This window comes from Nocardioides sp. NPDC054178 (assembly GCF_055585005.1).
The window spans coordinates 392,758-411,751 of record NZ_JBVJKY010000004.1; the positions used below are offsets into that span (position 1 = coordinate 392,758).

Sequence of the window (18,994 nt, forward strand, 5' to 3'; positions counted from 1 at the left end):
GGTGGCCGTCGACCTGTCCCGGGTGGGTGAGCCGGCCCTCGTGCGAGGGCCGGCTCACCGGCGTACGTCCCTGACCTCCCGGCTCACGAGCTGGTGGCGCGGCAGCGCGGCGACCCTGGTCTTCCTGCTGCCGATGCTCCTCGTCTTCGGGCTGTTCTCGTGGTGGCCGATCGCGCGGACCGTGGTGATGAGCCTGCAGGAGACCAACCTCGTCGGGCCCGCGGAGTGGGTGGGGCTGGACAACTTCCGCGCCGTGCTCACCGATCCGTTGCTGCCGGTGGCGCTGCGCAACACGGCGGTCTTCGCTGCGATCGCCTTCGTCTTCGGCTATCCGATCCCGCTGGTCATGGCGGTGGTGTTCAGCTCGCTGCGCAGGCTGCGCGGCCTCTACGCCTGCCTGGTCTACCTGCCGGTCGTCGTGCCGCCCGCGGTGGCGGTGCTGCTGTGGAAGACCTTCTACGACGCCTCGGCCGGGGGAGTGTTCAACACGATCCTGGGCTGGGTCGGACTCGGTCCGGTGCCGTGGCTGGAGTCGGCGGGCTGGGTGCTGCCCTCGCTCGTGATGGAGGCGACCTGGGCCGCGGCCGGCGGCACCGTGATCATCTATCTCGCGGCGCTGACCACGGTGCCGCAGGAGCTCTACGACGCCGCCTCGGCCGACGGCGCGGGCGTGCTCGGCAAGGTCTGGCACGTCACCCTCCCGCACCTGCGCCCGGTGCTGCTGATCACCTTGATCCTGCAGATCATCGGCACCGCCCAGGTCTTCCTGGAGCCCTACCTGTTCACCGGCGGTGGGCCCTCGCACGCCTCCTTGACGCTGCTCCTGCTGATCTACGAGTACGCCTTCGGCAGCACCACCGGCGGTGGCGACTACGGCTCGGCGACCGCGCTGAGCCTGATGATGGCGGTCGGGCTGGCGCTGCTGTCGTGGGCCTACTTCCGGCTGACTCGCGGATGGAGCGACTGATGAGCTTCGTCTCCTCCCTCGACCGGCGGCGTACCTCGGTGCGCTGGGGTCTTCGCGGCGTGCAGCTGGCGACGATGCTGGTGCTGGTGGTGGTCTGCCTGGGGCCGTTGCTGTGGCTGGCGAAGTCGGCGGTGACGCCGACCCAGGACACCCTGCGCTCGCCGATCGAGGTGTGGCCGAACGGGCCGGACCTCTCGATCCTGTCGCAGGCATGGACCGAGCTGGGGCTGTCGGCCTACCTGGTCAACACGGTGGTCATCGCCGCCGGATCCTGGGCCGTCCAGGTGGTGGTCGCCACCACCGCGGGCTACGCGCTCTCGGTGCTGCGGCCGCGGCTGGGACGCGCCCTCTACGGAGCCGTGCTCGCCACCATGTTCGTGCCGATCGTGCTGCTGCTGGTGCCGCTCTATCTCACCGTGCTCAGCCTGCCGGTCGTGGGCTGGTCGCTGGTCGGGACGTACGCCGGAGCCTTCCTGCCCGCGGGCGCCTCGGCGTTCAACGTGGTGATCATGAAGCGGTTCTTCGACAGCCTGCCCCGCGAGATCCTGGACGCAGCGCGGATCGACGGCGCCGGGCCGTACCGGCTGTTCTGGTCGGTGGTCCTGCCGATGTCGCGACCGGTGCTCGGGGTGGTGTCGGTCTTCGCCGTGCTCGCCGCGTGGAAGGACTTCATCTGGCCGCTGATCGTGCTGCCCGACCCGGCCAAGCAGCCCATCGCGGTCAGGCTGCCGTCCATCGCGCCGACCACCGACCTCTCGGTCCTGCTCGCCGCGATGGCGATCTCCGCGACGCTGCCGATCCTCTTCTTCCTCCTCTTCCAGCGGCTCTTCCTGCGCAGCGAGGGGCTGGAGGGGGCGGTGAAGGGATAGGTCGAGGGGTGGCCGGTGGTGGGCTCACTCCTCGGTGCTGAACACTTCCGGCTGGTCGATGCGTACCCGGGTGACTCCGGTGACCGTCGCTGCGGCGGACTCGGCGAGGGCGCGGTCCTTCGGTGTCTTCGGCCCGCTGATCACGACGCTCCCGTCGGCGACCACGACGAGCCAGTCGGGATGCCCGAGCTTGGCGATGAGCGTGGTCAGCTCCTTGTCCAGCGTGTCGTCGTCCCGGGCGAGGGCGGCCGCCACGTCGCTCCTGCTGATCACCCCGACCAGGACGTCGTCGTCATCGAGGACCGGCAGGCTCTTCAGCGCCCGCTCGGCCATGACGTCGACGGCGACCGAGACCTCCGCGCTCTCGCGGACGGCGACGGTCACCGGGCTCATCACCCGCTCGACGTACGCCGGGGGCAGGTCGGTCACCGGATCCGGTGAGAGGACGTGGGCGCGAGGGTCCGGCAGGACGCGGTCGCGGATCAGGTCGATCTCGGCGACGACGCCACAGAGTCGTCCCGTGGAGGTCACCACCGGCATCGCGGTGATGCGATGGTCACGAAGAAGCGCGAGCGCCTCCTTGACGGGGGTGTCCCTCCGCGCGGTGACGGGGGACGAGGTCATGATCTCTCGGACCAGCATGCTCAACTCCGGGTCGAGGGTTCGGTTGCCATGGGGAGAGCCTTGTCGAGCCTGCGAGAGCGGTCATGAGCGCAAGGTCCCGTCCGCAGGAGACCTTCGGGCCCCACGACAGGACCTTCGTCACTTGCCGACCCGGAGCCGTGCTGCCGACGCATCGGTCCTGAGGCGGCGGACATCCGTCCGCCGCCCGGACCTTGGTCCCGCGCTCGCGGCACCGATGGCCCTGACACCCGCGAAGCGGCCCGGCCAGATTGGGAGCACCACCCGAACGCGCACACGAGCCCGCAAGGAGAAGAGATGGCCGAGCACGACCGGATCCTGGTCGGCATCGATGGGGGAGAAGGCGGCCGAGCCGCGATCCGGCATGCCGCGGAGCGAGCGCAGCGAAGCGGAGCCGAGCTGTGGCTCGTCCACGTGATCGATCTCGCCGTCGCGACGGGCGTCTTCTACCCGTACGGCTATTCGGGCCTGGCCGACCAGATCCGCGAGGCCGGTGCGACCGCGCTGGCCCACGCGGAGAAGGAGGCCGCCGAGATCCTCGGGGCGGAGCACGTGACCTCGTCACTGCGCGACGGGGCAGTGGTGACGGAGCTCGTGCACGCGGCGGCGCAGTCCGTGCTGGTCGTTCTCGGGGACGAGCGCCACCACGGCCTGGCCCGCATCGTGACGGGCTCGGTGACCGGCCGGGTCGCCTCGCGCGCGCCGGTGCCCGTCGTGGTCGTGCCGGCCATCTCGCCCGCCGACCAGGACCCCCGCCGGGTGGTCGTCGCCGTCGCGGAGTGCGACACCTCCACCGAGCTCGTCGCTCGGGCCCTCGGGGAGGCCGTGGACCGTGACGGCGGTCTGGTGATCGTCCACGCGTGGGACGTCCCGGCCGTCTACCACGCGTCGACGCTGCGGCAGCTGGACGCGGCAGGCATCGCGGCGGACGCGCGTCACCGGCTGATGCAGACCCTCGAGCGTGCCCGACGGCAGGTGCCGAACTCCGCCGGGGCCGACGCCTGGATCGAGGTCCACCGGGGTCAGCCGGCCCGGGTCGTCACGGAGGTGTCGAAGAGGGCAGCCCTGCTGGTGATCGGCCGACGTGGGCACGCCTTCCCGCTGCGCCGTCTGGGCGGCACCGGCCACGCTCTGCTGCGCGAGTCCACATGTCCCGTCGAGGTCGTTCCTCCGGCGCCCGAGGCCTCATGAACGTGCCCGAGGGAGCGGGACCGGCCGGGGAGGACGTGCTGCTGCGCGACGGCTCCATCGGGCGCGTACGCGATGCGGAGGCGGGGGACCGGGACCAGCTGGTCGAGCTCCACGACGAGCTCTCCGACCGGCATCGCTACGAGCGGTTCTTCCACGTCGGGGTGCACGACGGGGTCCGCTTCGTCGAGGACCTGCTGCCGCGGCTGGCCGGCGGCGAGGCGGTCGCGAAGGTGCTCGTCGTCGACGGCCGCATCGTCGGGCTGGCGAGCGGCACGAGGACGGGTGCGGGCGGGGAGGCCGAGCTGGCCCTGGTGGTCGCCGACCGCTATCTCCACCACGGTGTGGCCACCCTGCTCCTGGAGCATCTGGCCGTGGCGGCGGCCGGAGCGGGCATGAGCGACCTGGTGGCCTCCGTGATGGCCGACAACGCCCCCGCGTTCGACGTCCTGCAGCACGCCGGATTCCACCTCACCTCGACCCTGCACGAGGACACGGTCCAGGTACGTTTCCCGGTGCGGCTCACCGAGCGTGTGCTGGAGGCGATGATCACCCGCGAGCAGCGGGCGGACGCCGACTCCGTCGCGGCGCTGCTGCGGCCGCGCTCGGTCGCCGTGATCGGCGCGAGCCGGCGCGCGGACCACCCCGGCCACCAGGTCGTGCGCAACCTGCTGCGAGCGCGGTTCGCCGGGACCGTCCACCCCATCAACCCCCACTGTGACTTCCTGCTGGGACAGCGCTGCCACCCCTCGGTGCTCGATGTCGCGCCGGTGGACCTCGCCGTGGTCGCCGTGCCGGCGGCCGAGGTGCCGGCGGTCGTGCGGCAGTGTGCCCGCAGCGGCGTACGTGACCTGGTGATCCTCTCCAGCGGCTTCGCCGAGGCGGGCCCGGACGGGCGACGCCTGCAGGACGAGGTGCTGGCGGTCGCCCGCCGGTCGGGCATGCGCGTGGTGGGGCCCAACTGCCTCGGGATCGCCAACACCGACCCCGACGTACGCCTGGACGCCACCTTCTCGCCCACCTCGACGGGCCGCGGGAGGGTGGCGATGATGGCGCAGTCCGGGGCGGTGGGGATCGCCGTGCTGCAACGGGCCGAGGAGCTCGGCGTGGGCTTGTCGGCGTTCATCTCCGCCGGCAACAAGGCCGACGTCAGCTGCAACGACCTCCTCATGTACGCCGCGGAGGACGAGGCGACCGAGGTGGTCTCGCTCTACCTGGAGTCGTTCGGCAACCCACGCAAGTTCTCGCGCCTGGCCAGGCGGCTGGCCGACCACACGCCGGTCGTCGCCCTGGTCGGAGGCAGCAGCCGCACCGGCCGGCGGACGGCGGGCGGCCACACCGCCTCGGCGGTGACCTCCGCGGAGGCCGTGGAAGCACTCTTCCGGCAGTGTGGGGTGATGGGCGTGCACAGCCTCGAGCAGCTGCTGCAGACCACCAGCGTGGTCGCCAACCAGCCCCTGCCCCGTGGCCGCCGCGTCGGGATCGTCGGCAACGCCGGCGGGCCGGGCGTCCTGGCCGCCGACGCCTGTGAGGGCGAAGGGCTGCAGGTCGCCGCGCTGAGCCCGGGGACCATGGCCGCGATCCGGGCGATCGTGCCCGACGCGTCCTCGGTACAGATGCCCATCGACCTCGGCTCCGGCGTCGGCTGGGAGGCCTACTCCGAGGTGGTCTCGACGATCATCGGCAGCGGAGAGGTCGACATGCTGATCGCCCTGCGTACGCCGCTGCCGGCTCTGCCCTATGCCGCCTTCACGCGCGTGCTGCGCACCGCGTTGCGTGCCGGCCCGGAGCAGACCGCACCGCCGGTCGCGACCGTGGCCGTCATGCTCGACCCGCACGGCCCGAGCCGGCCGGTCAGCGTCGGGAGCAGCAGGGTGCCCGTCTTCGCGTTCCCGGAGGATGCCGCGCGTGCCCTCGGCCCGATCGTCAGGTACGCGGAGTGGCGCGCCGAGCCGCACACCCCCGCCACCGAGGCGCCTCCGGGAAGCCGGGCGACCGCCCGCGACGTGATCGCCCGGACGCTGCGGGTGGCACCGCAGGGGTGCCGGCTGACCGAGCCGGACACGCGCCAGCTGCTCGCCGCCTACGGGATCGGCATGCTGCCGAGCGTGCTGGCCGACGGCGCGGAGGAGGCGGTCGATGCGGCCGAGTGGGTGGGCTACCCGGTCGTGCTGAAGGTCGCCGACCCCGGTCTGGCCCATCGTGCCGACGTGGGTGGCGTCCGCGTCGGTCTGACGGGTCCCGACGAGGTGCGCGTCGCCGCCCACGAGCTCCTCGGCGTCGTGGCCGGGCATCCGGGCCTGATCGTCCAGCGCCAGGTCGCCGCCGGTGTCGAGCTGATCGCCGGTGTCACCCAGGACCCGCTGTTCGGGCCGCTGGTCATGGTGGGGTACGGCGGCATCTACACCGAGCTGATCGGCGACCGCAGCTTCCGGCTGACACCGCTCAGTCACGCCGATGCCGCCGCGGCGCTCAGGGAGCTGCGCACGGCGCCGCTGCTGTCGGGATACCGCGGCGCGCCGCCGGCCGATACCGCCGCCGTCGAGCATCTCCTGGTGTCCCTCGGGCGCCTCGCCGACGATCTGCCCGAGGTGGCCGAGATCGACCTCAATCCGCTGATCGTGCACGAGCGCGGGATCTCGGTCGTCGATGCGAAGGTCCGGCTGCAACCGCTGCCGAAGGCCTCCGACCCCGCGCTGAGAAGCCTGCTCCCGCCCGCCGGCGCCGCGGAGGATCTCTAGACCACGACCCGTCGCATCATCTGGTGGCCGAGGTCGGTGGCCCAGTCGCCGGCGCGCGCCTCCTCGTCGCGGGCCAGCGGCCCCTTCGTGCCGCCGACGTAGAAGCTCGTCGAGGGGGCGACGTCGTAGCCACGGCGGCGGAGCAGGTGAGCGACGTGCCGGGCGGCCGAGCCGGGGAGGCGACGCATCGCCCGCGCCCGGGTGTCGAAGGCGGCGATGCGTACCGAGCGCGCGTCCTGGAGGTCGTCGAGCCACTCCCGCACGCCCCGCGCCTCGACCGCCGCGGGGGCGCCCCGCAGGACGGCGTCGGCGCGGGTGCTCGGCCTGCTCAGGCCCAAGGTGTGCGTCGGGGCGCCGATCACGACCAGGTCGTGGGTGCGGAGCACGTCGTCGCCGGCGACCGTCACCGGGATCATCGTGACCTGCAGGCCGGCGCTCCGCAGACCGTTGGCGACCGAGGTCGCGATGGTCTCGGTGTTACCGAACATCGACTCGTAGACGACGGCTGCTCGCATGTGGTTCACGTCCTTCCGAGGGCGCCGCGCCCTCCGCGCGGTGCCGTTGGCACCACGCTGCGGCCGAAGGTAGGCGTCCAGGCAGTGGCACACGTCCCCGACCAGAGGACCTTGGTCCGATGCCATCGCGCCCCGCCGTGCGGAGGCTGGAGCCATGAACACTTCCCATTCCCCGGTAGTGCTCGAGGGGCAGTTCGACACCCGGGTCAGCCGAGCCCTGTGGCTGGTCAAGTGGCTCCTGCTGATCCCGCACTACATCATCCTGTTCTTCCTCTGGATCGCCTTCAGCGTGCTCAGCGTCATCGCCTGGTTCGCGATCCTGTTCACCGCCCGCTATCCGCGGACGATCTTCGACTTCAACCTCGGCGTGCTGCGCTGGACCTGGCGGGTGGACTACTACGGCTACGCGGCGCTCGGCACCGACGCCTACCCGCCGTTCACGCTCGAGGACGTCCCCGGTTACCCGGCCCGTCTTCACATCGCCTACCCCGAGAGACTCTCGCGCGGCCTGGTGCTGGTGAAGTCGTGGCTGCTGGCGATCCCGCACCTGATGCTCCTGGGCTTCTTCCTGGGGGGAGGCCTGTACGTGGCGCAGGCAGGCGGGGACCCCGACACCTGGACCTGGGCCTGGGGGAGCGGGATCGTCGGGCTGCTGGTCCTCTTCGCCGGCGTGGCGATGCTGTTCGGACGCGGCTACCCACGCGGCATCTTCGACCTCGTCCTCGGGCTGGACCGGTGGGCGGCCCGCGTCGGGGCGTACGTCTTCCTGATGACCGACAGCTATCCGCCCTTCCGGCTCGACCAGGGCGGGGGCGACCCGGCCGTGCCCGCCCCGCCGGAGCCGTCTGCGCCGACGGGTGAGGCACTGGTGCCGCAGCCCACCGAGAACCCGGTCGGGACCGGGCAGCCATGAGCGGGCTCCCGCGGGTGCGTCGAAGGACCTTGGTCCTCAGCGCACGGGTAAGACGAGCATTGGCGAGCGCCGTCCTCGGTCGTAGGTTGAGCAGGTGACCGAATCCGCAGAGCCCGAGAGCGCAGCAGAGCCCATCCGGGTCTTCCTGCTCGACGACCACGAGGTGATCCGCCGGGGGATCAAGGATCTCCTGGAGGACGAGGACGACATCGTCGTCGTGGGCGAGTCGGGTCTCGCCGAGGAGGCACGTCACCGGATCCCCGCGCTGCGCCCCGATGTCGCGATCCTCGACGGCCGCCTTCCCGACGGGTCGGGCATCGACGTCTGTCGCGACATCCGCTCCGTGGACCCCGGGATCGCCGCGCTCATCCTGACCTCCTTCGACGACGACGACGCGCTGTTCTCCGCGATCATGGCCGGCGCCGCCGGCTACCTGCTCAAGCAGATCCGCAGCGCCGACCTCGTCGACACCGTGCGCCAGGTCGCCGCGGGCCGGTCGACGTTGGACCCCGCGGTCACCGCCCAGGTTCTCGAGCGGATCCGCAGCGGGCCGAAGTCCAACTCCGTCTTCGAGCACCTGACCAACCACGAGCGCCGGATCCTGGAGCTCATCGGCGAGGGCATGACCAACCGGCAGATCGGCAAGGAGATGCATCTGGCGGAGAAGACGGTCAAGAACTACGTCTCCTCGCTGCTCGCCAAGCTGGGGCTGGAGAGCCGTACGCAGGCGGCGATCCTTGTCACTAAAACGTTGCAGGGCTGATACTTTGGGGGGTGTACCACTCATGTGACGTGGAGGGTCGACGTGGGACGTACGCCACCCAGGCAGCGACGTTCACCGGATGACGCCGCCGAGAAGACGCTGAGCAATACACCGCTCGACGAGCTGCTGACCGAAGTGCTCGACCGGGTCACGGTCGCTCGAGACGAGCAGGTGCGGTGGCGGCTTCTGCTCGACGGCATCATCACGATGGGTGCCGGGCTCTCCATCGACGACCTGCTGAACCGGATCGTCGAGGTCGCCCAGACCCTCGTCGGAGCGAAGTACGCGGCCCTCGGCGTGCTGGCCAAGGGCGGGGAGCGGCGGCTGCGCCTGTTCGTCACCCGGGGTCTCACCCCCGAGCAGGAGCTGCGGATCGGAGACCTGCCCACCGGACACGGTCTGCTCGGCCTGCTCATCGACCATCCCGAGCCGGTGCGCCTCCACGACATCACCGGGCATCCGGTGTCCTACGGGTTCCCCGAGCACCATCCGCCGATGCGGTCCTTCCTCGGCGTCCCCGTCCGCACCGGCGAGAAGGTGTTCGGCAACCTCTACCTCACCGAGAAGGCCGACGGTGCGGAGTTCACCGACCAGGACGAGAGCATCGTGGTCGCCCTGGCTGCGGCCGCCGGCGTCGCGATCGAGAACGCCCTGCTGGCCGAGGAGGCTGCCCGCCGTGGTCGCTGGCTCGACGCGCGCGCCGAGATCACCAGCGCGCTCATGGGCGACATCGACCGCACCACCGCTCTCCAGCTCGTGGTCGACCGGGCGCGCGAGATCGCCGGTGCCGACGTCGCCTGGATCGTCACCGGGCCCGCCGCCGACCGGCTGCGGGTGGAAGTGGTCTCCGGCACCGAGGTCGACGTCGAGGTGCTGAAGCGTTCTCCGCTGCGCGAGTCGGTCGCGGGACGGGCGATCCATGACGGGGTGCCGATGATCGTGGAGGACATCGCGAGCGCGGCCGCGGGCGGAAGTGCCGCGGCGGTCATCGACATGAGCGACCTCGGCCCGGCTGTGCTGGTCCCGCTGGGACGTACCGACCCGTCCGACGAGATGAACGCGGTGGGGGTCCTCGCCCTGACCTGGCGGCGGGAGAACGCCGAACAGGCCCAGGACGTCGACCTGGCCGTCGCCGACGCGTTCGCGGGCCAGGTGGCGCTGGCCATCCGGCTGGCGCAGAACCGTGACGAGCGGCAGCGGCTGGCGGTCTACGACGACCGCGACCGGATCGGCCGCGACCTGCACGACATCGTGATCCAGCGGCTCTTCGTCATCGGGCTACGCCTCCAGGGCGGACTCAACCTGGCCGAGAACCCGAAGCTGCGCGCCCGCCTGGACCAGGCGGTCGAGGACATCGACGACACCATCCGCGACCTCCGGCGTGCGGTCTTCGAGCTCGGCACCCCGGCCCACAGCGGTGACATCCAGTCCCAGGTCACCGACCTGGTGAACCGGGCGGCGGCTTCGCTCAAGTTCCGCCCGAGCCTCGACTTCGACGGGCCGATCCGGCTGCGGACCTCGCCGGAGCTGGCCAAGGACGTCGTCGCCGTCCTCGGCGAGGCGCTCTCGAACACGGTCCGTCATGCGCACGCGAGCGAGGTGGACGTCTCGCTCTCCGCCGCCGACGACCTCGTCCTTCGCGTGCGCGACGACGGAGAGGGCATTCCCGAGGACGCGGTCGAGAGCGGCCTGGCCAACATGCGCCACCGGGCCGAGGTCCGCGGCGGCCGGTGCACCGTGGAGCCGGCGACCCCGAAGGGGACCTTGGTGGAATGGTCGGTCCCGCTGGGCTGATCGCGGCCGGCGGGCGGCGACTCGTGGGACAGTGCTGCCATGGACGTACGCCGCATGCTGCCGCCGTGGGCCCGCGGCTATCAGCGGCGCTGGCTGTGGCTCGATCTGCTGGCCGGGGTGACGATCACCGCCTACCTGGTGCCCCAGGTGATGGCGTACGCCGAGCTGGCCGGTCTCCCTCCCGAGACCGGGCTGTGGGCGTGCGTCGGTGCGATGGTGGTCTACGGGCTGCTGGGCACCTCCCGGCTGCTCTCGGTGGGTCCGGAGTCGACGACCGCGCTGATGACGGCGGCGGCGATCGGCACCATCCCGGCCGCGGCCGAGGACCCCGCCTCGTTCGCGGCGACGCTTGCGCTCGTGGTCGCCGCGATCTGCGTGGTGGGCTGGTTCCTGCGGGTCTCGGTGCTGGCCGAGCTCTTCTCGCGGCCGGTGCTGGTCGGCTACATGGCGGGGATCGCGGTGCTCATGGTCGTCTCCCAGCTCGACAACCTCACCGGCGTCACGGTCACCGGCGACGGGCTGCCGGCGGAGGTCGGCAGCTTCCTCGGCAACCTCGACCAGGTCCACGTCCCCACGCTGCTGCTCGGTGTCGGCGCGGCCGCTGCGATGATCGTCGGCTCCCTGCTCGTCCCGCGTGCTCCGGTCGCGCTGATCGGCATGCTCGCCGCGACCGCGCTGGTCGCACTGCTCGGCGAGGGCTCCGGGCTGCGGCTGGTCGGCGAGATCCCGAGCCGGCCTCCCGCCCCCGGCCTTCCCGCACTCGACCCGGGCGCCATCGTCGCGATGCTCGGCCCGGCGCTCGGCGTCGCCTTCGTCGGCTACACCGACAACATCCTCACCGGCCGCGCCTTCGCCCGCCGCGGCGAACGTGTCGATGCGCGGCGCGAGCTGCTCGCCCTCGGCGGGGCCAACCTCGGCTCGGCGCTCGTGCACGGGTTCCCGGTGAGCAGCAGCGGCAGCAGGACCGCCATCGGTCACGCCGTGGGCGGGCGTACGCAGCTGACCTCGTACGTCGCGGCGGCCGCCACGGTGGCCGCGGTGCTGCTCCTGGCGCCGGTGCTGGAGGCCTTCCCCGAGGCCGCGCTGGGTGCTGTGGTGGTCTACGCCGCCACCAAGCTGGTCGAGGTGGGCGAGCTGCGTCGCTTCGCCCGGTTCCGGCGCAGCGAGCTCCTTCTCGCTCTGGTCACGACGGTGTCCGTGCTCGTCGCCGGCGTGATGTGGGGCGTACTGATCGCGGTCGGGCTCTCGGTGCTCGACCTGCTGCGCCGGGTCGCGCACCCGCACGACGCGGTCCTCGGTCACGTCCCGGGGCTGGCAGGGATGCACGACGTCGACGACTACCCCGACGCGGAGGAGGTCCCCGGCCTGCTCGTCTACCGCTACGACTCGCCGCTCTTCTTCGCCAACGCCGAGGACTTCCGCACCCGCGCGCTCGCGGCGGTCGAGGCGGCCGAGCGGCCCGTGGAGTGGTTCCTGCTGAACGCCGAGGCGAACACCGAGGTCGACATCACCGCGGTCGACGCGCTGGAGGCGCTGCGTACGGCGCTGAGCGAGCGGGGCATCGTCCTCGCGATCGCCAGGATCAAACAGGACCTGCGTGACTCGCTGGCTCCGTCCGGCATCCTGGACCGGATCGGTGAGGATCATCTCTTCCCGACCCTCCCCACCGCCGTCGAGGCCTTCCGGCAGCGGGCGCGGTGATGCTGACCGAGGTCCTCGGGATCTCCTCGCGCGGTGCTCAACGTGGACCGGTGATCTCCCTGGCTCGCAGCGTCGCCATCCGCCGCTCGTAGTCGTCCTCGTCGATCTCACCACGCGCCAGGCGCATCGCGAGCACGTCCTCGGGCGTGCTCGGCGCTCCGGTCGGCAGCGGCTCGTCGCGCAGGAGCCTGCGACCGACCACGACGGCCGAGGTGATGATCAGACCCCAGAACAGGATCATGCTGATGGTCATCAGGGCATAGGCCCAGCCGCTCATCCCCGAGCCGTACCAGTACATCATCGCGAGCCCCTTCATCGTTCTCCGAACTGCCTGCCCCGACAGTGCGCTGGGCGGTGGAGACCCAGCGAGTGGCCAACGACTGCCGGTGTCGGGGCCTTGGTCCCGGAGCAGGAGGAATCGTGGCCCCTCCGCCCGGCCCCGGACTGCCGGGAAAGTGACCTCATGAGGCAATGGGTGTGGGCCGCTGTGGCAGGCATGGTGGTCGGTTGCGGGATGGCCGCGCTCATGGCGTGGTCGGTGTCCATGACGATCGGGTGGTGGGCGGGCGGGAGCTTCGTCACCTTCACGATGCTGATGTGCCTCGGGCCCGAGAAGGCGACGATCCGGTGGCCCGCCCTGCTCGGCAAGAGCCTGCTGTGGCCGAGCGCCGCGCTGGCCGGCGCGGGGCTCGTCCTCGCGCTTGGCTGGTCCAGCGCGCTGCTGGTGATGGCCGCGGGGCTCGCCGCCGTCTGGGAGTCGGGGTGGCTCGGCTGGCCGCCGCGCGCCGAATCCCCGCTGAGGAGCGCCCACCGGCGCGCCAGGCGGAGCTCGCGCGCAGGCACGGTCGCAGGAACTACGACGGGGGCCGTGGTCGAAGCCATCGGATCCCAGGCGATCGACCCGGTCGAGGCCGTCCTGGCGGTCACCGACGGGCTGACCGACACCGACCTGTGCATGGCCTGGCGATCCAGCTACGTCGCCCTCGAACGGGCCAAGGGCCTCAGCGCGAAGCTGCGGGCGGTCGAGATCCGCGAGGTGCTGCTCGATGAGCTCGGGCGGCGCGACGCGCAGGGGCTGGAGGCGTGGTTCCGCTCCGGCGCCCGGGCTGCAGGCGGGCCGGACCGCTACCTGCGGGGCGCGCCGCCGGGCGGTGACGAGGCGCGTACCGAGCCACGATCCTGAGGACCTTGGGCCCGACCTGTCCGACCTATGTCCCTGGCCCGGTGCGCACGGGCGAGATTCGCTGGAGGCACTGGATCGATCACGCGATCTCGCGATGGAGGGACCTATGACCGCGACCTCGAGTCCGGGCCGGCAGACCGCTGTGGGTGGGGAGCCCATGGGTCTACCGACCCGCCCGTTGCCGCCGCTGGAACCGCGGGTCGTGGTCGGCGTGGACGGTTCCGAGCCCAACCGGGCCGCGGTGGCCTATGCGATCGCGGAAGCGGCTGCCTCCGGCCGCCCGCTCGTGCCGATCGGCGCCGTGCGGCACCCGGTGCGACAGCAGGACGGCGCCGTGGACGGGCGCCTGTGGTCGGTGCTGGGGGAGATCGAGCGGCAGGTCGAAGCCGCGCATGCCGGCGTCCGGACGGTGTCGCTGATCGAGTTCGACCATCCGGTGCCGGCGCTGCTCGGCTACTCGGACGTGGACGATCTGCTGGTCGTCGGCAAACGTGGCCTCGGCGGTTCTCATCGGTTCCTGGTCGGATCGACGGCGATGAGGGTCGCCGGACGGGCTCTCGGGACGGTGGTGGTCGTGCCACCCGGGTGGAGCCCGGCGGACCACGAGGGGGAAGCGATCGTCGTCGGCGTGGACCCGGACAGTCTCCACGAGCCGGTGCTGCGCGCCGCGTTCGAGCGGGCCCGCCGCGACCAGGTCGAGCTGGTGGTGATGCACTCGGTCAACCTGCACCCCGTGCTCGTCTGGGACCCGACCCTCAACGCACCGCTCGTACGCGACGGGCAGGAACGCAGCAGCATGGATCTCGAGGCGGCGCTCAAACCGCTGCGTGAGGAGTATCCGCAGGTGCAGGTCACGATCGAGCGAGACCGTGGCCATGCCGCCGGCATCATCGTGGACCGGTCGATCGGCGCGCAGCTGATCGTGCTCGGACGACGCCACGACGTGCGGGGCACCTGGGGTCTCGGACCGGTCGCCCGCGAGGTGATCCACAACGGCGAGGTGCCGGTCGCCGTGGTGCCCTGTCAGTCCGACCCGGTCGACCGAGATGGTTGAGCCGGTGTCAGGAGTGTTGCGATGACGGGCTAGGGAACCGGCCGAAGAGCCTCCGGGAGCCGACCACAGGGGGTGTGGGCCGGCCCGGGGAAGACGCCCGGTAGGGGCTGGTTACGCATCGGGCCCCTACCGGGCGGTTGGCCGGGGCGTACCGGCCGTGAGCCACACCTGGGGGCCGACCGTCCTGAGGCGCCGGGGACGAAGGGCCCGCCCGGGGCGGACCCCGTTCTCTCGCCGCCACGGTTCGGCGGCGATTGGCTGAAGGGGTCCGGCCAGGACGGGCCGGCGAGACCCATGGAGGAATCATGACCTCAATCTCGACACCAGGCTCGGCCACGACGCTGCCCGGGCACTACCCGCTGCCCGCGGCACGGTTGCTGGCGGTGCTGAGGATAGCCTTCGGGCTCACCTTCCTGTGGGCCTTCTTCGACAAGCTGCTCGCGCTGGGCTTCCACACCGGCGCGATCACCGACGACGCGGGCACCCGCACCGGCATCGACTTCCTCGCCGAGGGCCAGGCCTGGGTCAACGGGGGCAGCCCGACCGAGGGCTACCTCTCGAACGTGCCCGAGCACAACTGGCTGCAGGGCATGTGGAACGACATGGCGGGGGTGTGGTGGGTCGACTGGCTGTTCATGCTCGGCCTCCTGGGGGTCGGGCTCACGCTCACGTTCGGGGTCGCCATGCGGATCGGCGCCGTCGCCGGCGCGACCATGTACGTACTGATGTGGCTCTCCAGCTTCCCGCTGGAGAACAACCCGGTCATCGACGAGCACCTGCTCGGTGCCCTGACCGTCGGCGTGCTGGCACTGACGTACGCCGGTGACACCTGGGGCTTCGGCAAGCAGTGGGCACGGATGCCGGTCGTGATGCACCACGCATGGCTGCGATGACGGCTGGATCATGAGCCACGTGCGTACCTCGGTCATCGTCGCCCGGACCGTCCTGGCCGCGGAGGGCTGAGCCGTGGCCGAGGACGTGCTGCTGCGCGACGGCACCATCGCCCACGTCCGCGATGTCGAGGTGAGCGACCGCGACGCCCTGATCGCGCTCCACGACGGTCTCTCCGACCGTGGTCGCTATCTGCGGTTCTTCCACCTGGGACGCACCGATGCCTCCCGGTTCGTCGACGACCTGATGTCGGGACTGACCGCGGGGGAAGCGGTCGCCGAGCTGGCGATCGTCGAGGGCCGGGTCGTGGCGCTCGCCAGCGGGCTGAGCGTGCGCGGTGGCGAGGCCGAGCTGGCGGTCGTCGTCGCCGACCACTACGCCGGGCGAGGTCTGGCGACCCTGGTGCTCGAGCACCTCGCGCTGGCCGCGCGCCGGGCCGGCATCTCCACGTTCGTGGCCTATGTCCTGGCCCAGGACGCCTCCGCGTTCGACGTCCTGCGCCACTCCGGCTTCGTGCTGGCCTCCACCCCGCACCGCGAGACCGTGGAGGTGCGGTTCCCGGTCTGGCCGATCGAGGGTGTGGTCGCGGCGGCGACCGCGCGGGAGATGAGCGCCGACGCCTCCTCCGTCCGGGGGCTGCTGAGGCCGCAGTCGGTGGCCGTGGTCGGCGCCAGCGGGCGGGAGAACCATCCCGGGCACCTGGTCGTGCAGAACCTGCTGCAGGCGGGTTTCACCGGAAGCATCTACCCCGTCAACCCGCACCGCGAGACGGTGCTCGGCCTGGCCTGTGCCTCCTCGGTCCACGAGATCGTCGAGGTGGTCGACCTGGCGGTGATCGCGGTGCCCACCGCCGCTGTCCTCGAGGTGGTGCGCGAGTGCGCCCGCAGCGGCGTCCGCGACCTGGTGATCCTCACCGACGGCTTCGCCGAGTCCGGGCCGGAGGGAGCCAAGCTGCAGGACGAGGTGCTGGCCGTGACCCGGTCCGCCAACATGCGCCTGGTCGGCCCCAACTGCCTGGGCATCGCCAACACCGACCCGGACGTACGCCTGGACGCGACCTTCTCCGCTACACCGCTGCACCGCGGCCGGATCGCGATGATGGCCCAGTCGGGAGCCGTCGGCATCGCCGCGCTGCGTCGGGCGGCGGACCTCGGCGTCGGCCTCTCGTGCTTCATCTCGGCGGGGAACAAGGCGGACGTGAGCGGCAACGACCTGCTCATGTACGCGGCCGAGGACGAGGCCACCGAGGTGGTGGCGCTCTGCCTCGAGTCTTTCGGCAACCCGCGCAAGTTCTCCCGGCTCGCCAGGTTGCTGTCCCGGCACAAGCCGATCGTCGCGCTCGTCGGAGGCAGCGGCGATGCCGCCGCCGGCGACGCCGCGGTGGCCGCGCTCTTCCACCAGTGCGGCGTGATCCGGGTCGACGGGTTGGAGCAGCTGCTGCAGACCTCGAGCGTGCTGGCGAACCAGCCCCTGCCGCTGGGAGGCCGGGTCGGCATCGTGAGCAACGCCGGCGGCCCTGCGCTCCTCGCCGCCGACGCCTGCCTGGTGGAGGGGCTGCGCCCGGTGACCTTGAGCGAGACCATGGCCGCCCGGATCCGGGAGATCGTCCCGGCGGCGCCGTCGGTACGGATCCCGGTCGACCTCGGCTCCGGGGTCACCTCCGAGGCGTACGCCGAGGTGCTGGCCGCGCTCGGTCGCAGCGGCGAGGTGGACATGCTGATCGCGCTGCACACGCCGTTGCCGGCGCTGAGCGACGCCGCGTTCGAGCGGGCGGTGCGGACGGCGTGCCGGGGGCTGAACTCGATCGGTCCGGGACAGCGCGTCCCGGTGGCCACGGTCGCGGTGATGCTCGGGCGCATCGGTGCGACCCGCCCGGTCAGCGCGGGTCGACATCGGGTGCCGATGTTCTGGTTCCCCGAGGACGCCGCCCGGGCGCTCGCCCCCATCGCCCGCCATGCCGAATGGCGGGCCACGCCGCCGGGCCGGCCACCCTCCGTCGACGGCGCGGACCGAGCCACGGCCAGGGCGGTCGTACGACAGGTCCTGGCGGACTCCCCGACCAGCCGGTCGCTCTCGCCCTCGGAGGTGGAACGGCTGCTGGGGGCGTACGGGATCGAGGTCGTGGCGAGCGCCCTGGCGGACGGGGTCGAGGAGGCGGTCGAGGCCGCCGACCGGCTGGGCTACCCGGTCGTGCTGAAGCTCGCCGACCCCGACATCGTCCATCGCACCGATCTGGGTGGGGTACGCCTCGACATCACCGACCCCGACGGTGCCCGCGCGGCGGCCCGCGAGCTCCTGGAGATCCCGGTGGAGCGGCCTGGCCTCCTGGTGCAGCGCCAGGTCCGGCCGGGGCCCGAGCTGATCGTGGGCGTCGACCAGGACGGCGTGTTCGGGCCGCTGGTGACGTGCGGCTACGGCGGGGTGGCGACCGAGCTGATCGGCGACCGGTCCTACCGGCTGGCGCCGCTGAGCGACACCGATGCCGCCTCGGCGCTCAGGGAGCTGCGCACGGCGCCGTTGCTGTTCGGGCACCGGGGCGCCCCCGAGGCCGACGTCGCCGCCGTGGAGAACCTGCTGATCGGCCTCGGCCGCCTCGCCGACGACCTGCCCCAGGTCGCCGAGGTCGATCTCGATCCCGTCATAGTGCACGAGCACGGCCTGGCGGTCGTCGACGCGAAGGTCCTGCTCGCCCCGGGGCACCACCGAGTCGGGTGAGCGGGGACCGACCAAAGGCCTTCGGTTCGGGTCGGCGGTCCCTGTCGGGAGATCGTCTCGCCCCCCGAGTCTTGGAGTCATGAGCGAGAGCAGGAACCTGATCCTGGCCGGGGTCGACGGGACCGAGGCCGGGCTGGCCGCTGCCCGCTACGCCGCCACGGAGGCGGCCCGGGCCGGCATCGCGCTGCACCTCGTCTACGTGGTCGACCCCTACGCGCCGCCGCTGCCGACCTGGCCGCCGGCGCCCACGGACCCGGACTCGAGGATGGGCAAGCTGGGACGAGCGATCCTCGCCGAGGCGGAGGACGCCGTCGCGGACAGGGGCGCGGTGGTGACCACCTACCTGCTGCTCGGCCGACCGGCGTCGGTGCTGGTCCAGGAGGCCACCAAGGCGCGCCTGCTCGTGCTCGGTGACCAGCGACGCCGCCTGTTCGACCGGATCATCACCTCCTCCATCCTCGGCCCGGTCGCGGCCCACTCGTCCGCGCCGATGGTCGTGGTCCCTTCCGGCTGGTCGGTGGACGACGCATCCCGAGACATCGTCGTCGGGATCCAGGACGCCGCCAGCTCCGACGCGCTCGTCCGCCGCGGGCTGGAGGTGGCGGCTGCACGCGGGGCCCGGCTGCGGCTCCTGCACGCCTGGCACACGTTCGGTGCCTACCAGGACTACCTCGCCGTCGGGAGCGAGGAGCAGGCGTGGATCGACCGGGCCGAGCGCGAGCTCGCCGCGGCCCTCGAGACCGCCCGGAACACCTCGGACCCGGCGACCGGCCGGGTCGACACCCGGGTCGAGGTGGTGCACGCCCAAGCGGCGTACGCCCTGGTGGAGGCGTCCCGGCACGCCGGGCTGCTGATCCTGGGCCGGGGCCGGCACCTCCTCGGCCTGGGACAGCTGGGCGGCACCTCCCGGGCGGTGCTCCGGGAGAGCAGCTGCCCGGTCGAGATCGACACACACGTGGCCCCGGCGTTCGAGGGGGACGCCGGGGCCGCCGAGGCCACCGAGGGCCTCGGCACGAGAGCCGACGAGCCGGCCCGTTCCGGACGACGGTGACGAAGGA

The 18,994-nt window shown here is 72.1% G+C and carries 16 protein-coding genes; 13 read left to right on the top strand and 3 right to left on the bottom strand.

From position 1 onward, the window contains the following. The first annotated feature begins 1 nt into the window (after position 1). Both ACZ6WN_RS17785 and ACZ6WN_RS17790 read left to right on the top strand, forming a co-directional pair. Positions 2-967, top strand: coding sequence for a carbohydrate ABC transporter permease (locus ACZ6WN_RS17785; protein WP_465866381.1), 966 nt, complete (start codon positions 2-4; stop codon positions 965-967). Further along, positions 967-1,836: a carbohydrate ABC transporter permease gene (locus tag ACZ6WN_RS17790; RefSeq protein ID WP_465866383.1), complete on the top strand. Its 870-nt coding sequence runs from the start codon at positions 967-969 to the stop codon at positions 1,834-1,836. The genes ACZ6WN_RS17785 and ACZ6WN_RS17790 overlap by 1 nt, the downstream gene beginning before the upstream one ends. Before the next feature lie 24 nt (positions 1,837-1,860). On the opposite strand, the gene ACZ6WN_RS17795 is transcribed toward ACZ6WN_RS17790, so the two are convergent. Continuing rightward, positions 1,861-2,478: a CBS domain-containing protein gene (locus tag ACZ6WN_RS17795; protein WP_465866384.1), complete on the bottom strand. Its 618-nt coding sequence runs from the start codon at positions 2,476-2,478 to the stop codon at positions 1,861-1,863. Positions 2,479-2,775: 297 nt separating this feature from the next. On the opposite strand from ACZ6WN_RS17795, the gene ACZ6WN_RS17800 reads away from it, so the two are divergent. Both ACZ6WN_RS17800 and ACZ6WN_RS17805 read left to right on the top strand, forming a co-directional pair. Continuing rightward, positions 2,776-3,669, top strand: coding sequence for a universal stress protein (locus ACZ6WN_RS17800; protein WP_465866385.1), 894 nt, complete (start codon positions 2,776-2,778; stop codon positions 3,667-3,669). Beyond that, positions 3,666-6,407, top strand: coding sequence for a bifunctional acetate--CoA ligase family protein/GNAT family N-acetyltransferase (locus ACZ6WN_RS17805; protein WP_465866387.1), 2,742 nt, complete (start codon positions 3,666-3,668; stop codon positions 6,405-6,407). Before ACZ6WN_RS17800 ends, ACZ6WN_RS17805 begins: the two co-directional genes overlap by 4 nt. Here the strand turns inward: ACZ6WN_RS17805 and ACZ6WN_RS17810 are convergent. Further along, a complete protein-coding gene (locus ACZ6WN_RS17810) occupies positions 6,404-6,922 on the bottom strand; it encodes a flavodoxin family protein (RefSeq protein ID WP_465866389.1) in 519 nt (172 codons plus the stop codon). The genes ACZ6WN_RS17805 and ACZ6WN_RS17810 overlap by 4 nt on opposite strands. A gap of 154 nt (positions 6,923-7,076) precedes the next feature. On the opposite strand from ACZ6WN_RS17810, the gene ACZ6WN_RS17815 reads away from it, so the two are divergent. The 4 genes from ACZ6WN_RS17815 to ACZ6WN_RS17830 all read left to right on the top strand — a co-directional run bounded on the left by ACZ6WN_RS17815 (position 7,077) and on the right by ACZ6WN_RS17830 (position 12,093). Further along, positions 7,077-7,835, top strand: coding sequence for a DUF4389 domain-containing protein (locus tag ACZ6WN_RS17815; protein WP_465866391.1), 759 nt, complete (start codon positions 7,077-7,079; stop codon positions 7,833-7,835). 94 nt (positions 7,836-7,929) lie between these two features. Beyond that, entirely contained in the window at positions 7,930-8,598 is a 669-nt protein-coding gene (locus ACZ6WN_RS17820) for a response regulator (protein WP_465866392.1), read from the top strand. 42 nt (positions 8,599-8,640) lie between these two features. Beyond that, positions 8,641-10,392, top strand: a complete 1,752-nt coding sequence (locus ACZ6WN_RS17825) for a sensor histidine kinase (protein WP_465866393.1) — start codon at positions 8,641-8,643, stop codon at positions 10,390-10,392. A gap of 39 nt (positions 10,393-10,431) precedes the next feature. Next, positions 10,432-12,093: a SulP family inorganic anion transporter gene (locus ACZ6WN_RS17830; protein WP_465866395.1), complete on the top strand. Its 1,662-nt coding sequence runs from the start codon at positions 10,432-10,434 to the stop codon at positions 12,091-12,093. A 37-nt stretch (positions 12,094-12,130) separates the two neighbouring features. On the opposite strand, the gene ACZ6WN_RS17835 is transcribed toward ACZ6WN_RS17830, so the two are convergent. Continuing rightward, positions 12,131-12,394 carry an SHOCT domain-containing protein gene (locus ACZ6WN_RS17835; RefSeq protein ID WP_465866396.1) on the bottom strand — a complete coding sequence of 88 codons (264 nt, stop codon included), beginning with the start codon at positions 12,392-12,394 and terminating at the stop codon, positions 12,131-12,133. Between the two features lie 162 nt (positions 12,395-12,556). Here ACZ6WN_RS17835 and ACZ6WN_RS17840 point away from each other — a divergent pair, with 162 nt between their 5' ends. The 5 genes from ACZ6WN_RS17840 (at position 12,557) to ACZ6WN_RS17860 (ending at position 18,987) form a co-directional block, all read left to right on the top strand. Beyond that, the gene (locus tag ACZ6WN_RS17840) at positions 12,557-13,276 is read left to right on the top strand and encodes a hypothetical protein (RefSeq protein ID WP_465866397.1); all 720 of its coding nucleotides are present in this window, start codon (positions 12,557-12,559) and stop codon (positions 13,274-13,276) included. A gap of 157 nt (positions 13,277-13,433) precedes the next feature. Next, on the top strand, positions 13,434-14,330 hold the full coding sequence (locus ACZ6WN_RS17845; protein WP_465866399.1) for a universal stress protein: 897 nt from the start codon (positions 13,434-13,436) through the stop codon (positions 14,328-14,330). Positions 14,331-14,635: 305 nt separating this feature from the next. Next, positions 14,636-15,223 carry a hypothetical protein gene (locus ACZ6WN_RS17850; RefSeq protein ID WP_465866401.1) on the top strand — a complete coding sequence of 196 codons (588 nt, stop codon included), beginning with the start codon at positions 14,636-14,638 and terminating at the stop codon, positions 15,221-15,223. 73 nt (positions 15,224-15,296) lie between these two features. Beyond that, entirely contained in the window at positions 15,297-17,936 is a 2,640-nt protein-coding gene (locus ACZ6WN_RS17855) for a bifunctional acetate--CoA ligase family protein/GNAT family N-acetyltransferase (protein ID WP_465866402.1), read from the top strand. 79 nt (positions 17,937-18,015) lie between these two features. After that, positions 18,016-18,987: a universal stress protein gene (locus tag ACZ6WN_RS17860; RefSeq protein WP_465866403.1), complete on the top strand. Its 972-nt coding sequence runs from the start codon at positions 18,016-18,018 to the stop codon at positions 18,985-18,987. Positions 18,988-18,994: the final 7 nt, after the last annotated feature.